The organism is Bradyrhizobium sp. Leo78 (genome assembly GCF_059512425.1).
In genome coordinates, this window is record NZ_JCAMOT010000005.1 from 109,852 (window position 1) to 122,776 (window position 12,925).

The 12,925-nt window shown below is 59.7% G+C and carries 11 protein-coding genes; 4 read left to right on the forward strand and 7 right to left on the reverse strand.

What is annotated here, in order from left to right; all coding sequences use genetic code 11:
- Positions 1-131 precede the first annotated feature (131 nt).
- The 3 genes from AC5ZG1_RS08530 to AC5ZG1_RS08540 form a co-directional block, all read right to left on the reverse strand.
- Entirely contained in the window at positions 132-2,597 is a 2,466-nt protein-coding gene (locus AC5ZG1_RS08530) for a hypothetical protein (RefSeq protein WP_496132586.1), read from the reverse strand.
- On the reverse strand, positions 2,560-2,742 hold the full coding sequence (locus AC5ZG1_RS08535) for a hypothetical protein (protein WP_496132587.1): 183 nt from the start codon (positions 2,740-2,742) through the stop codon (positions 2,560-2,562). The genes AC5ZG1_RS08530 and AC5ZG1_RS08535 overlap by 38 nt, the downstream gene beginning before the upstream one ends.
- A gap of 119 nt (positions 2,743-2,861) precedes the next feature.
- Positions 2,862-3,677, reverse strand: a complete 816-nt coding sequence (locus AC5ZG1_RS08540; RefSeq protein ID WP_496132588.1) for a class I SAM-dependent methyltransferase — start codon at positions 3,675-3,677, stop codon at positions 2,862-2,864.
- Between the two features lie 614 nt (positions 3,678-4,291).
- On the opposite strand from AC5ZG1_RS08540, the gene AC5ZG1_RS08545 reads away from it, so the two are divergent.
- The 3 genes from AC5ZG1_RS08545 to AC5ZG1_RS08555 all read left to right on the forward strand — a co-directional run bounded on the left by AC5ZG1_RS08545 (position 4,292) and on the right by AC5ZG1_RS08555 (position 7,456).
- Positions 4,292-5,575, forward strand: a complete 1,284-nt coding sequence (locus AC5ZG1_RS08545; protein ID WP_496132690.1) for a nucleotide sugar dehydrogenase — start codon at positions 4,292-4,294, stop codon at positions 5,573-5,575.
- 17 nt (positions 5,576-5,592) lie between these two features.
- Complete coding sequence (locus AC5ZG1_RS08550; protein WP_496132589.1) at positions 5,593-6,603, forward strand: NAD-dependent epimerase; 1,011 nt, start codon at positions 5,593-5,595, stop codon at positions 6,601-6,603.
- 190 nt (positions 6,604-6,793) lie between these two features.
- Complete coding sequence (locus AC5ZG1_RS08555; protein WP_496132590.1) at positions 6,794-7,456, forward strand: acyltransferase; 663 nt, start codon at positions 6,794-6,796, stop codon at positions 7,454-7,456.
- A gap of 12 nt (positions 7,457-7,468) precedes the next feature.
- Here the strand turns inward: AC5ZG1_RS08555 and AC5ZG1_RS08560 are convergent, their stop codons facing one another.
- Complete coding sequence (locus AC5ZG1_RS08560; protein WP_496132591.1) at positions 7,469-7,987, reverse strand: D-glycero-alpha-D-manno-heptose-1,7-bisphosphate 7-phosphatase; 519 nt, start codon at positions 7,985-7,987, stop codon at positions 7,469-7,471.
- Positions 7,988-8,126: 139 nt separating this feature from the next.
- Positions 8,127-9,353, reverse strand: a complete 1,227-nt coding sequence (locus AC5ZG1_RS08565; RefSeq protein ID WP_496132592.1) for a phenylacetate--CoA ligase family protein — start codon at positions 9,351-9,353, stop codon at positions 8,127-8,129.
- Positions 9,354-9,455: 102 nt separating this feature from the next.
- Here AC5ZG1_RS08565 and AC5ZG1_RS08570 point away from each other — a divergent pair, with 102 nt between their 5' ends.
- The gene (locus tag AC5ZG1_RS08570; RefSeq protein ID WP_496132691.1) at positions 9,456-10,604 is read left to right on the forward strand and encodes an AGE family epimerase/isomerase; all 1,149 of its coding nucleotides are present in this window, start codon (positions 9,456-9,458) and stop codon (positions 10,602-10,604) included.
- A 14-nt stretch (positions 10,605-10,618) separates the two neighbouring features.
- Here the strand turns inward: AC5ZG1_RS08570 and AC5ZG1_RS08575 are convergent, their stop codons facing one another.
- Both AC5ZG1_RS08575 and AC5ZG1_RS08580 read right to left on the reverse strand, forming a co-directional pair.
- Positions 10,619-11,458, reverse strand: coding sequence for an ABC transporter ATP-binding protein (locus AC5ZG1_RS08575; RefSeq protein WP_496132593.1), 840 nt, complete (start codon positions 11,456-11,458; stop codon positions 10,619-10,621).
- Between the two features lie 141 nt (positions 11,459-11,599).
- A complete protein-coding gene (locus tag AC5ZG1_RS08580) occupies positions 11,600-12,883 on the reverse strand; it encodes an ABC transporter substrate-binding protein (RefSeq protein WP_028167634.1) in 1,284 nt (427 codons plus the stop codon).
- Between the last annotated feature and the right edge of the window lie 42 nt (positions 12,884-12,925).

Here is a 12,925-nt window from a genome sequence, read left to right on the forward strand (position 1 = left end):
CTTACACTGTAATCTCATTTGGCCACATGTGCCCTTCGATCCTGATCCGAGAACCCGACTGCTCTTCCGGGAAAATGATGGCGATTGGGTCCGCGCAACCGTCTGTTCCGATTGGCCGATTGCACGCGAGGTTAGTACTCGGCCGGCGTCGCCTTAGTGACTAAAAGAAAGGGCTGCCCACGCGCCGGGCTTCGATCGTAATCAAACTCCAGCCGCCAATGACTGGATGTTCTATTGGTCATCAGCTCTGGCGGACCAATAAAGTACGCAAATCCCCGTTGTAAATCCTGCGGTACAGCAAATACGACGGCGAAAGGTGCCTGAGGCAAATAACTGAGTGCTGCTGGCCCAAGCTCGGCTGCATAGATTGCGCGGTACATTGTAGTGTATTGGGACAGATCGAGAGACGGAATGTCACCTTTTCGCTTTGATCCATCTGGCACAACTATAAATCCGGTCGTGATGGGCGTTCCAGGAATGGTGCTGGCATCGGTTCTCTCAGGTGAAATCGGAGGAGGGAATTTAGACGCCCATCGGACTGCCGCTCCTTGGACCAATGGAATGACTAACAGCACAAAAAGGGCAGCCACCAGCGCGTAAGTAGAACGCTGCCAAGATAAGGGGGTAACTTTCGCTGGAATGAAGCTGCCTGGCGTTGAGAGGCCAAGCGACACAAGGATCGCCACGAAGACGTAGGTGACGATCATCGTTCGGTTACCGTCGTCCATAAAGATGATCGCCGCGGAAAAAATAGAACTGACGATCAATAGGAGTGCGAAGGAAAGCAGCCGAGATATTCCCAGCTTCGTTAGTAAATACGTCCATCCTGGTATCAACAACAGCAAGCCGATGTTGAGGTAGCTGCTGTCTACCCGATCGATGCGCGAGTATTGCTCCACAAGCATCGCTGGAAGGTCAAGGGTGAAGGAATAGCCATTTTTCCAAAGCTCATGAAGAGCTATGAAAGGATCTTGTCGAAAGGCGCGCATCGCCTCCGCGTAGAACATCTGGTTCCTTGCGTTTATCGGCGCCGATGCTATCTGGCTCGCGAACAAGTCGAAGCAAGTCGTCCAATTCGAGCCGTGGGCAAGCCCGCAGAGGGTGGCCGAAAAATTGCCGCCAGCCTCGCTGCCTTGCGCGGCGTAAAGCCAGCCGAGCAGCCCGTTGGCTGCGACAGCACCGATCGCAATTCCGACCGTTCCGATTAGTATCATTAACCTGGGACGCCACTCCCGGGCAAAGGCAAAGGGAAGCCATAACATTAACGCGGGGATGTTGAACATACTTCCCATCCGCGTCATCAGCGCACCGGTTAAAGTCGCGAATCCCAGGAGTCCCATGGGAAGCGATTGACGGCGAAAGGACTCAGCAAAAAAGCCGATCGAGATCACGGCCCACACGAAGCCGAGGTTTTCGGTCAGCGTGGTCAGAAGAAATGGTCGGATGAGCCCGTACGTTAGCGCGAAAAAGGCCAGCCCGACCCAGAATCCCCGCCAAGCTACGACTCTTCTGAGAGCGAATGCGATGCCAAGTGTTATAAGAGCGGTTTGGGCGACTAACGTCCCTGCATAGGTCTCACCACCGAGGAATACGGTCAGATTGCGTAGTGCTGCCGCAAAGGGGCGTTGCGAGGCAATCCAATTCCAATGCCCCCAGTAGCCGATTTCGAATGCTGAAGAATAATAGGCTGCCGCATCGGAGTAGGGCACTAGCCCCGCGTTGCTCATATAATTGATGTCTGTCCTTAGATAGTGCCCGCTCCAGCCTCCGCCGCTCATATCGAACACGAAAGTCAAGAAAATTACGGGTATCGCCGTGTAGCTCCAAAAATTAATAAGTCTTCGTTCTCCTGTTTGCCAATGATCCGATGGGAGTCTCACCGCTACCCAAGAAATCGCCGCTCCTGTTGCCGCAATAGCGAGAAGGCTCCAAGGTAAAAACAGCCAGGCGCGATGCAGGCGGGAGGCGGTCGATGAGACGAAGAAAATGGCTGTCGTCGGTAGGGCGTAGCCAGACAGGAATCCGTACACTATTGTTACAGCGTAGATCGCCGAGGCGGCTGCGAAAATCCAACTCGCTATAAGCAGCGCCGTCCATACGGCGGTTGGCAGCCCAGCGATCCGTTCGGGCGTGACCCAAGGTCTCGCGACCGCAAACCAGATCGCGCCAAGCAGGGCAACCAGAATTAGCGTCAGCCACGGCGAAGCGAGCTGTATGGGGTAGTTGAGCTCAACAATCGTGCCAGGACCGTTGTCGGTTCCTGGTGGAAGCAAGAAGTAGACCGCTCCTCCCCAGTGACTGAAGGTTCCTAATGCACCGGAGCGAATGTCGTCGTGCAGCGCATGGGGCTTTGTAAATTCGGTACCGTTCACCCACAATCGAAGCTTCGAGCGGTTTCCGCCACCTATCGAATCATCACGGGCAACAAGAAAGGGTGCCGGTTGCCGGACAGGGATGCCGAATATCTTGGTCGGGCTCTCGGCGCCAGCAAATGGCCCCGGGACAACGAGCACGCGCCGCACCAACCCCGCTTCGAGAATGAGGAGAAATACAGTGAGGCTAAGGATCGAAACGGCCGCAAAGATCCGAGCCCACATCATGCTTCTTGATGATATCAAGTGACCGAGCATCCCACGAAGTGATCCAGGTTGAGAGTTTCTTGATGGTCTCGGCGCCAGCTTGAGCCTGACGAACCAGTACGCCTTTCCGCTCCCGCGTGTTGAACGATGCGGCTTCGGCCATTGACACGGCAACACCAACATTGCCTCGAGATTTATCGAGGAGAGAGATCGCTCCGGGCGCCGGCGGCCGCATCCACGTTAGTAGTCTTGTTACGTCTTAAGCGGCTCCGTCTAGCGACGTCACCGAATTTTCTTGAAAACGAACTCGTGGCATCCTGATCCAAACAAACCGAAGCTGGGCGGCAGTGGGAACGAGCGCTCCTCAACGAAGCCCATACGGCAGACGCGGTCGCGGATCTCGGTCGCGGTTGCCGTTTCATAGGGGTAGCCGCCGAGCCAGTCATGGACATCGTGCGAAAAGTTCATGCCTCGCATCTTTGAATAATTTCGCACGTATGCGATGGGGCTCTCCCGTGAACGGAGGGTCCTTGCTGCGAGAAAGGCCGCTATATACGCTTGCCTGATCGTCCACTGAATGGAGCGAGGTGCACGGGCGTAGAACCTCTTTTCGGCCTTCCAGATGTTGTCACAAGCGGTTGCAGAATAAATCGCGAGCGCGAACTGCCCGCCCAAACTCACAAACTTGGTGGCGCGGTCAATCGCACGCCACATGTCGCCTGTGTGATGTAGGACACCCCAAGAATAGACAACATCAAATTGGCCGAGCTCATCGGCCGACGCATCGAAAATAGAAACGATTTTCGCGTCCCACTTCGAGTTTGACGCTCGGTTGCCAAGCAACGCGCGTGTCGTGCTGACCGAGTTCTCGTCGATATCGATCGCGAGAACGGATGCTGCGCCGAGCGACAATGCGGCGAACGAGTGCAGGCCCGAGCCGCAGCCGATGTCCAAGAATGTCTTACCGGATAGCCTGCCGGGAAAAAGCTTTCTTACGCCTTCGATTGCCCAGTCGACACGCTTCTGGTCAATCGTCTTCGAATAGCTTCTCCAGTTTTCCCCGAACTCGAAATGCGATTCTCGGTCAGTCAAACTCATAACACCCACACCCGTAAATAGCCGAGGAACTGGGCACGGTAGCCCGACACGCTGGTTATCAAGACCTTGTACGTTGGTTATGGCGTAAGTCAACTTTCCTAGCCGCGTAAGTTGTGCTAGGTATGGAACCTCCGAATACTCGTGCCGCGATGCTCTCGTCGCCAGGGGTTTCATCATCGAAACATCCCTCACTACGAACCTAAGTGCAAAGCATCCGGAGCTGCGTAGTCACGATTTTCAAATTTCGGAAGGGGCATAGGCTCATTGTGATGAGGCACTGAGAGCGCCTGGCCACAACCTTCGGTTGCGCGGAGCGTCCCTGGAGGTCCGGTCGCTAGCCGAAGGTCTCTCAATTCCATTTCACCAGGGCAGAACCCCTAGAGCTTTGAGCGAGAAGAAGTCACGGAGCGCCAAGGAAGGGTCGCAAGAGGAGAAACGCTGCTCGGGGCGAGCGCGCTGGTACAAATTCCCGATTTGATGTGTCTTTGAAGACCCTGCTGAGGTAAGCCCTGTCTGTTTACGGGCAGGTGCGACCCCTTGCGGTCTCCATCATCCGCTGGCTAAACAGTTGGCGGAGCAGCGTCAACAGCCCTAGAAACCTGGAAGATCATTTTATGTCATGCGGCCGGAAGATCGCTGTCATTGGACTTGGTTATGTCGGGCTGCCTGTGGCGGCGGCATTCGCCCGAAGCGACAGGCCGGTGATCGGCTTTGACATCGATGCCGCCCGTATCAGGGACTTGCAGGCGGGGAGGGACGTCACCCGTGAGGTCGACGCTACCGCTCTCAAACTGGAGACGCTGAACTTTACCGCCGAGGTCGCCGCGCTGCGCTCCGCCGATTTTTTCATTGTTACGGTTCCGACCCCGATTGACGGCGCCCGCAGGCCGGATCTGCACGCCATGTTCGAGGCTTCGCGCCTGGTGGGCGCGGCGCTGAAGAAGGGCGACATTGTGGTCTATGAGTCAACTGTCTATCCCGGGGCCGTCGAAGAGGAATGTGTGCCGATCCTGGAGCAGGCCTCTCACCTCAAGGCAGGGTCGGATTTCAACGTCGGCTATTCGCCCGAGCGCATCAATCCCGGCGACAAGAAGCATCGCTTTGAAACCATCACCAAGGTGGTCTCTGCCCAGAACGCAGAGACACTTGACATCGTCGCTGATGTCTACGGATCGGTGGTGACTGCCGGCATTCACCGAGCGCCTTCGATCAAAGTCGCCGAAGCGGCAAAGGTCATCGAAAACACCCAACGCGACCTCAACATCGCCTTCATGAACGAGCTGTCGCTGATTTTCCAGGCGCTCGATATTGACACCGGCGACGTACTCGCGGCAGCAAGCACCAAATGGAATTTTCTTCCTTTTCAGCCCGGTCTCGTCGGCGGTCACTGTATCGGCGTCGATCCCTATTACCTGACCTATCGTGCCGAGAAGGCCGGCTACCATCCCGAAGTCATTCTGGCGGGCCGCCGCATCAACGACGAAATGGGGCGCAAGATAGCGCGAGAATGCATTCGCGGCCTGTTGCGGGGGAAGGGAAGAGGCGGGGTGGTGACTGTTCTTGGCATGACGTTTAAGGAGAACGTGCCCGACATCCGCAATTCCCGCGTCATAGACGTTGTGCGCGAATTGCAGTCGTTCGGTGTCAAGGTGCAGGTCGCCGACCCTATTGCCGACACGCGTGCCATCGAGGAGGAATATGGGGTTGCCCTGCGTGACATTGGCGAACTGGATCCAGCCGATGCCATCATCCTAGCGGTCGCGCACGATGCATACGTTGAGGGAGGCTGGCGGCTCATGCAGCGATTGCTGCGCGATGGGGCGGGCCTCGTCTTTGACGTCAAGACAAGGCTGGATCGCGGCTCCAAGCCCGCGGGCATCGAGCTTTGGCGGTTGTAAGAGAAACCGGAGAAATGATGCCGCAGGATATGTTGTTAGTCACCGGAGCTGCCGGCTTTATCGGCTTCCATGTAGCCCAGCGTCTACTTGCAGCCGGTCGCAAAGTCGTTGGCCTCGACATCGTCAACGACTACTACGACCCACGGCTGAAGGAGGCGCGGCTCGAAACATTGAAGCGCGACCCTGGATTCCATTTCGTGAGGCTCGATCTGACCGACCGTGCCGGCATGAAGGCGCTTTTCGCCGAGTATCGCTTCCCCGAGGTTGTTCATCTCGCCGCCCAGGCCGGGGTGCGCTATTCGCTGGATCATCCTCATGCGTACGTGGATGCGAACCTCGAAGGCTTCATCAATGTGCTCGAGGGCTGCCGCCACAACGCGTGCAGGCATCTGCTGTTTGCATCATCATCATCGGTCTACGGAAGCAATACTAAGTTGCCGTTTTCCGTGCACGACAATGTCGATCACCCGATCAGCCTCTATGCCGCGTCAAAAAAGGCCAATGAGCTGATGGCGCATGCCTACAGCCATCTGTACGGCATACCCGCTACCGGCTTGCGGTTCTTCACCGTCTACGGTCCATGGGGGCGTCCCGACATGGCAATGTTCATTTTCGCAAATGCAATCTTGAGCGGAACGCCGGTCAAGCTGTTCAACAATGGCAATATGCGTCGCGACTTCACCTATGTCGATGACGTCACCGAGGCGATCGTGCGGCTCATAGATCGTCCGCCTCAGGGCAGGCAGGCCTCTGCCGCACCTGATCCATCGAGCAGCAGGGCGCCGTGGAAAATCTATAATATCGGCAACAACACTCCCGAGGAGCTCTCGCGGGTGGTTTCACTGCTCGAGAAAAAACTTGGCCGGACCGCAACGAAGGAAATGCTGCCGATGCAGCCGGGCGACGTGCCCGCGACCTACGCCGATATCGACGACCTCGCGCGTGACATCGGGTTCAAGCCTGCGACCACGATTGAGGATGGCATCGAACGATTCGTGAACTGGTACCGCGAATATCACAAGGTCTGAGCAAGGACAGTGAACCCCGTTCACCTGTCCGGGATCCGTCTCAATCAGAAGATTGGAATAAATGGCTCCGGGTTCAGCCGGTTTTCTGCACTTCCGCCTTGATCCGCAAAGGATTTTCTTAATATACGATGGAGCGGTCGCCAGTGCGTATAGGCTGCTGTGACCGCACGAGGGAGGAGAAGCATCCTGCATGAGGACGCCGGAATCAGATGATCCACAACCCTTTATCCATTCGACCGCCGTGGTCGAGGAGGGGGCGAAGGTCGGCAAGTTCACCAGGGTCTGGTATTTCTCCCACGTCGCGCCAGGTGCGGTGATCGGCGAGAACTGCAGCCTCGGCCAGAACACCTACGTCGAGCGCAACGCCATCGTCGGCAATGCGTGCCGGCTTGGCAATTCGGTCTCGATCTTCTCGCATGTTGAGCTCGAGGATTTCGTGTTCTGTGCGCCCTACATGGTGTTCACCCACATTTCCTTTCCCCGTGCCGCGATCAATCGTCACGCTGTCTTCAAGAAGACGCTGGTGAAGACTGGCACCACGCTTGGCGCAAACTCTACCGTGGTTCCCGATATTACGTGTGGCGTCGGCACTTTTCTTGCCGCCGGCGCGACTCTGACCAAGAGCTCGAAGGACTGGTCAATGATGGTAGGCACGCCAGCCCGCCAAGTCGGCTGGGTGAGTGCGTTCGGCGAGAAGATCGATCTGCCGCTATCCGGCCACGGCGAATGGCGCTGTAAGCATACGGACGATCTCTACGTCTTGAATGGTGCAGAGGTGACACGGCATCCAGGTCCCAAGGATATTCTGAAGTACGAGCCCGGACAACGATTGGTGCGAATGGAAGTCCGCTAGAGCTCCAGCCGCTCACGGCCGATCCAGATCCAAGAGTGGTGCCAAGAACTGTGCGAGGTTGCCCCCTACGAATAAGTGCCCTCTTACTCCGGCCAGGCGGGCGGCTTCCAGATCAGTTGGATTGTCGCCGACCAGAATACTGCGAGAGACATTCACCGGAAACCGCTTCAAAAGATCGGTGATCATACCCGCGCCCGGTTTGCGTCTATCACTTATTCGACGGTACTTCTCCACCGTACCTTCGGGATGATAAGGGCAATACTCAAATGCATCTATATGAGCGCCAGTCTTTGCCAGCTCCGCTGCCATCCAATCATGTAGCGCATTGACGTGAGCCTCTTCATACATGCCTCTGGCCACGCCTGACTGATTGGTAACCACGAAGGCAAAGTATCCGGCATCATTGACGATCTTTACCGCCTCGCGCGCTCCCTCTATCCACCGCACCTTGCTGATCTCAAATACGTACCCAGTGTCTTCATTGAGCACTCCATCGCGATCGAAGAAGACTGCTGGTTTCTCTATAGGCATGTGATCCCGCTCAACGTCCGGTGCCTAGCCATAGCAAGACAATATCAAAACAGCCAGCGCCGGCCATAACAATGAGCGATGCGACTTAGCGCTATCTTCGCTTGTCGGGATTTCATACTTTTCGCCGTAGAGTCTTCGATCAACTCCTTTCGTCCGATATCACCTTGCCATCGTTCGGCAGCGCGCCGGCGCCGACCAGTTCGACATTGCCGCCGAGCTTGGTCACGGTCCGCAGGGTCGCTGCGAGTTCGCTCTGAAAGGCTGCACTTGCCGCGACTGCTTCTGCCTTCAGCGTCATCACGTCGGTCTCGTCGGAACGTGTCACGACCAGGCGCAGCCGCCCGAGCTCCGGATGACGCTTGCCGATCTCGGCGATCTGTTCGGGTCGCACGAACATGCCTTTGACCTTGGTCGTTTGGTCGGCGCGCCCCATCCAGCCTTTGATCCGCATGTTGGTGCGCCCGCACGGGCTTGCGCCGGGCAGCTCCGCGGTAAGATCGCCGAGTGCGAGGCGGATCCAGGGGTGGTGCGGGTCGAGGGAGGTGACCACGATCTCGCCGACGTCACCCTCCGCGACGGGGTCGCCGGTCCCGGGCCTGACGATCTCGAGGATCAGCTCCTCGTTGACCACCATGCCGTCGCGGGCCTCGGTCTCGAACGCGACCATGCCCAGATCGGCGGTGCCGAATGCCTGATAGGCCTCGATGCCGCGTGACTTGATCTCCTCCTGCAGCGACTTCGGAAAAGCCGCCCCCGACACCAGCGCCCGCTTGATCGAGGACACATCGCGTCTGGCACTCGCGGCTGCGTCGAGCAGGATCTTCAGGAAATCGGGCGTGCCACTGTAGCCGATTGGCCGGTAGGCCTCGATCAGCTCGAATTGCTGCTCGGTATTCCCGGGGCCCGCGGGGATCACGGCGCAGCCGAGCGCCCGGGCGGAGGTATCGAAGATGAAGCCGCCCGGGGTGAGGTGATAGCTGAAGGTGTTGAGCACCACGTCGCCCGGACGAAAGCCTGCCGCGAACAGCGCCCGCGCCCCGCGCCAGGCGTCGCCCTGGGCGGCCTCGGGCTCGAAGATCGGTCCGGGCGACGTAAACAGGCGCGCAAACGATCCAGGCGGCCCGGCAACGAAACCGCCGAAGGGCGGGGCGGCCCTGTGCAGGGCCGGGAGTTCCGACTTCCGCAGCACCGGCAGGCGCGCCAGCGCGGCGCGGCTGGTGATGGTGGCGGGATCGACGTCTTTGAGGCGGTCGGCATAGGCCGGAGCCGCCATGGCCCGCCGCAGGACCTCCGGCAGGCGGGCGAACAGTTCCGCCTCGCGCTGGGCGGGATCGCGGGTTTCGCGGGCGTCATAGTGATCCGTCATGGGTGATCCTCACGGGTTCGCGCCAATTGCGCTCCGCCTTCGACGTGCTATCAGACGGTTTCCCGCCGAACTGGCGATGCTCCGGGAAGTGCAATGGCAGACATGCAGACCGCCGCGGCGAGCGGCCCTTCCGATGCCGACGTCGTCGGCAGGCTGAAGCGTCGCGTCATCGAGCACTGCCTGCCGTTGTGGTGCACGGAAGGCTGGGACGGTGCGGCAGGGGGCTTCGTCGACCGGCTCGACCCCGACGGCCGCGCCGATCGGCTGACGCCGCGGCGCGTCTTCGTTCAGGCCCGGCAAATCTACTGCTACGCCAAAGCCGCGCAGATGGGCTGGTACGCCGAAGGCCGCGAGATCGCCCTGAAGGGGCTCGATCACCTGTTGACGAAGGCGAAGGCGCCGGACGGCCGCCCGGGCTTTGTCCACAGGTTGACGGCCGACGGCGGGGTGCTCGACGCGCGGCGCGACACCTACGACCACGCCTTCGTGCTGCTGGCGCTCGCCACGGTCTACGGACTTGATCGCGACGCGCAGGTGCGCTCGGAGATCGATGCGCTGCTCGCCTATCTCGACGGGCACCTGCGCTCGCCGAATGGCGGCTTTCTCGAGGGGGCGCCGGCGTCCCTGCCGCGGCGGCAAAATCCGCAGATGCATCTGTTCGAGGCGATGATCGCCGTATTCGACGCGACGCATGATCTGGCGTTCCAGCAACGCGCCGGCGAGTTTTTCGCGCTGTTCCTTGCCAATCTCTATGACAAGCAGACCCAGGTGCTTGGCGAATATTTTGAAGACGACTGGTCCAAAATTCCGCCCATTAGCGTCGAACCCGGACATTTGGCCGAATGGGTCTGGCTCTTGAAGGGATTTGAACGGATCACGGGCTGTCCGACGGGGCGCTATCGCGGCGAATTGCTGGCGTCGGCGCTGCGCTACCGCGACGAGGCGACCGGCTGCCTCACCGACGAGGGTAGTGTCGAGGGCCGTATCCGGCGTCACTCTCGGCGCCTGTGGCCGCAGAGCGAGATCGCCAAAGCCTGGATCGCGCAGGCCGAAGCCGGCGAGGCGGCTGCCGCCGACGAGGCGCGCGCCGCATTGGCGCGCCTGGAGCGGCATTATCTGAGCCACCCTGTTGCGGGCGGCTGGTACGATCAGTTCGACCGCGACGGCAAGTCGCTGGTCGACACCATCCCTGCGTCTTCGTTCTATCATGTTCTTTGCGCGGTTACGGAAGCGGAGCAGGTGCTGCAATAGGCACCCGGCTACACTCACAGCCACCGCTTCCGCCGCTTGAAGCTCTTGAGGTTCTTGAAACTCTTGCGCTGGTCGCCGGCGCCGCCGAGGTAGAATTCCTTGACGTCCTCGTTGTCGCGCAATTCGTCGGCGGTTCCGTCGAGCACTACCTTGCCCTGTTCCATGATGTAGCCGTGGCTCGCCACTGAAAGCGCAGCGCGCGCATTCTGCTCGACCAGGAGGATGGTAACGCCGAGGTCGCGGTTGATCTCCTTGATGATGGCGAACACTTCCTTGACCAGCAGCGGCGACAGACCCATGGACGGCTCGTCCATCAGGATCATCTTCGGGCGCGCCATCAGCGCGCGGCCGATCGCCAGCATCTGCTGTTCGCCGCCGGAGAGATAGCCGGCGAGCCCCGTGCGCTCCTTCAGGCGCGGGAAATAGTTGAAGACCATGTCGATGTCGGCATTGACCTCGCCGTCGCTGCGGGTGAAGGCGCCAAGCCGCAGATTCTCCAGCGACGTCATGTCGGCGATGATGCGGCGCCCCTCCATGACTTGAAAGATGCCGCGGCGGACGATCTTATCGGGATCGATGCCGTTGATGCGCTCGCCGTCGAAGACGATCTCGCCGCGCGTCACCTCGCCGTCTTCGGTCTTGAGCAGCCCCGAGATCGCCTTCAGCGTGGTCGATTTGCCCGCGCCGTTGGCCCCCAGCAGCGCCACGATCGACCCCTTGGGCACTTCGAGGCTCAGGCCTCGCAGCACCAGGATGACGTCGTCGTACACCACCTCGATGTTGTTGACGCTGAGGAGGGGCGGCGCAGGGACCGCAGTCGGTGCCGGGTGATTTGCTTCGACGGTTTGGGTCATATTGGGATCACCTCAGACTGTCGTCACCCGCGAAGGCGGGTGACCCAGTATTCCAGAGACGCCTGCGATCAGATCCGATGCCACGGCGTACTGGATCCCCCGCCTGCGCGGGGGATGACGCTCGCTTATGGGGGATGAAGTTTACCACCCCAGCCATTCCGGCTTGCGCGGCAGCTCCACGGTCTTGACCTTCTCGAGCTTGATCACGCCCTTGCCCATGAGGTCGTTGAGATCGCCGTCGGTCGAGCCCGTGACCTTGGAGCGGTAGAGATCGACTTTCGTGGTCGGGCGATGGTCCTTCTCGGTCCAGGTCGAGGCGTTGCAGACGCCCTCCATGCCTGATGGCACCCAGTCCTTCTTCTGGTGGAAGCCTTTCGCGACATTCTCGCCGGTGGCGCCGCCGTTCTTGTCGGCCCATTCGATCGCCTCCTTCATGTAGAGGGCGGAGCAGACCGCGGCGATGTAGTGCACGGGACGGTAGATCTTGCCGGAGGGATCCGACATTTTGGAGATTTCCATCACCGTCTTCATGCCGGGCGCATCGCCGCCCCAGCCGACCGCGGTGCGCAGCGGGAAGATCACGCCGTCGGCGGCATCGCCGGCGGTCTTGGCCGCGTTCTCGTCCATGCCCCAGACGTTGCCGAGGAACTGCACGTCGGCGCCGGCCGCCTTGCAGGCTTTCAGCACGGAGATGTTGGAGGCCGCCGTATTGCCGAGATAGGCGTAATTGGCGCCGGAGCTCTTCAGGCTGAGGCATTGCGCCGAGTAGTCGCCGGGGGTGAGCGCGAACACCAGCGGCGGCAACACCTCGAAGCCGAGCTCGGTGGCCATCGCTTCGCCGGCCGCCTTTGGTGCGTTCGGATAGGGGTGGTTGGCGCCCATATGGACGAATTTGGGCTTGCCCGGCTTGCCCTTGGCTTTCCAATCATCCGCCGCCCAGATCAGCATGGCGCGCAGCGAGTCAGAATAGCTCGGACCATAGAAGAAATTATAGGGCGCGGGCTTGGCCTTGCCACTGCTGCCTACCGGATCGGTCAATGCTGCCGCATAGGAGCCGGAGATATCGGGGATCTTGTCCTGGGCGAGGAAACCGGTCAGCGCCTCCGTATCGGCGGTGCCCCAGCCCATGATCGCCGCGACCTTGCTGTCGGGCGCCGACCATTTCTTGTAAAGCGCGATCGCGCGCGGCACCTGATAGCCATAGTCGTTGGTATCGACATTGAGCTTCTTGCCGCCGATGCCGCCGTTCTTGTTGACCCACGCAAAGGTGTCGGCGACGGCCTGGCCGTAGGGTGTGCCGACATCAGAGGTGCCGCCTGAATAGTCGGCGAGGTGGCCGATCGCGATCTGGGCCTGCGCCGCCACGGATGCGCCGCCGATCAGCAGTGCCAACGAGGCCGTGCTCAAAAGGGATCTAATCGTCATGGTCTTTCCTCCTGTTATTCGTTGATACGTTTGTAATTCTTG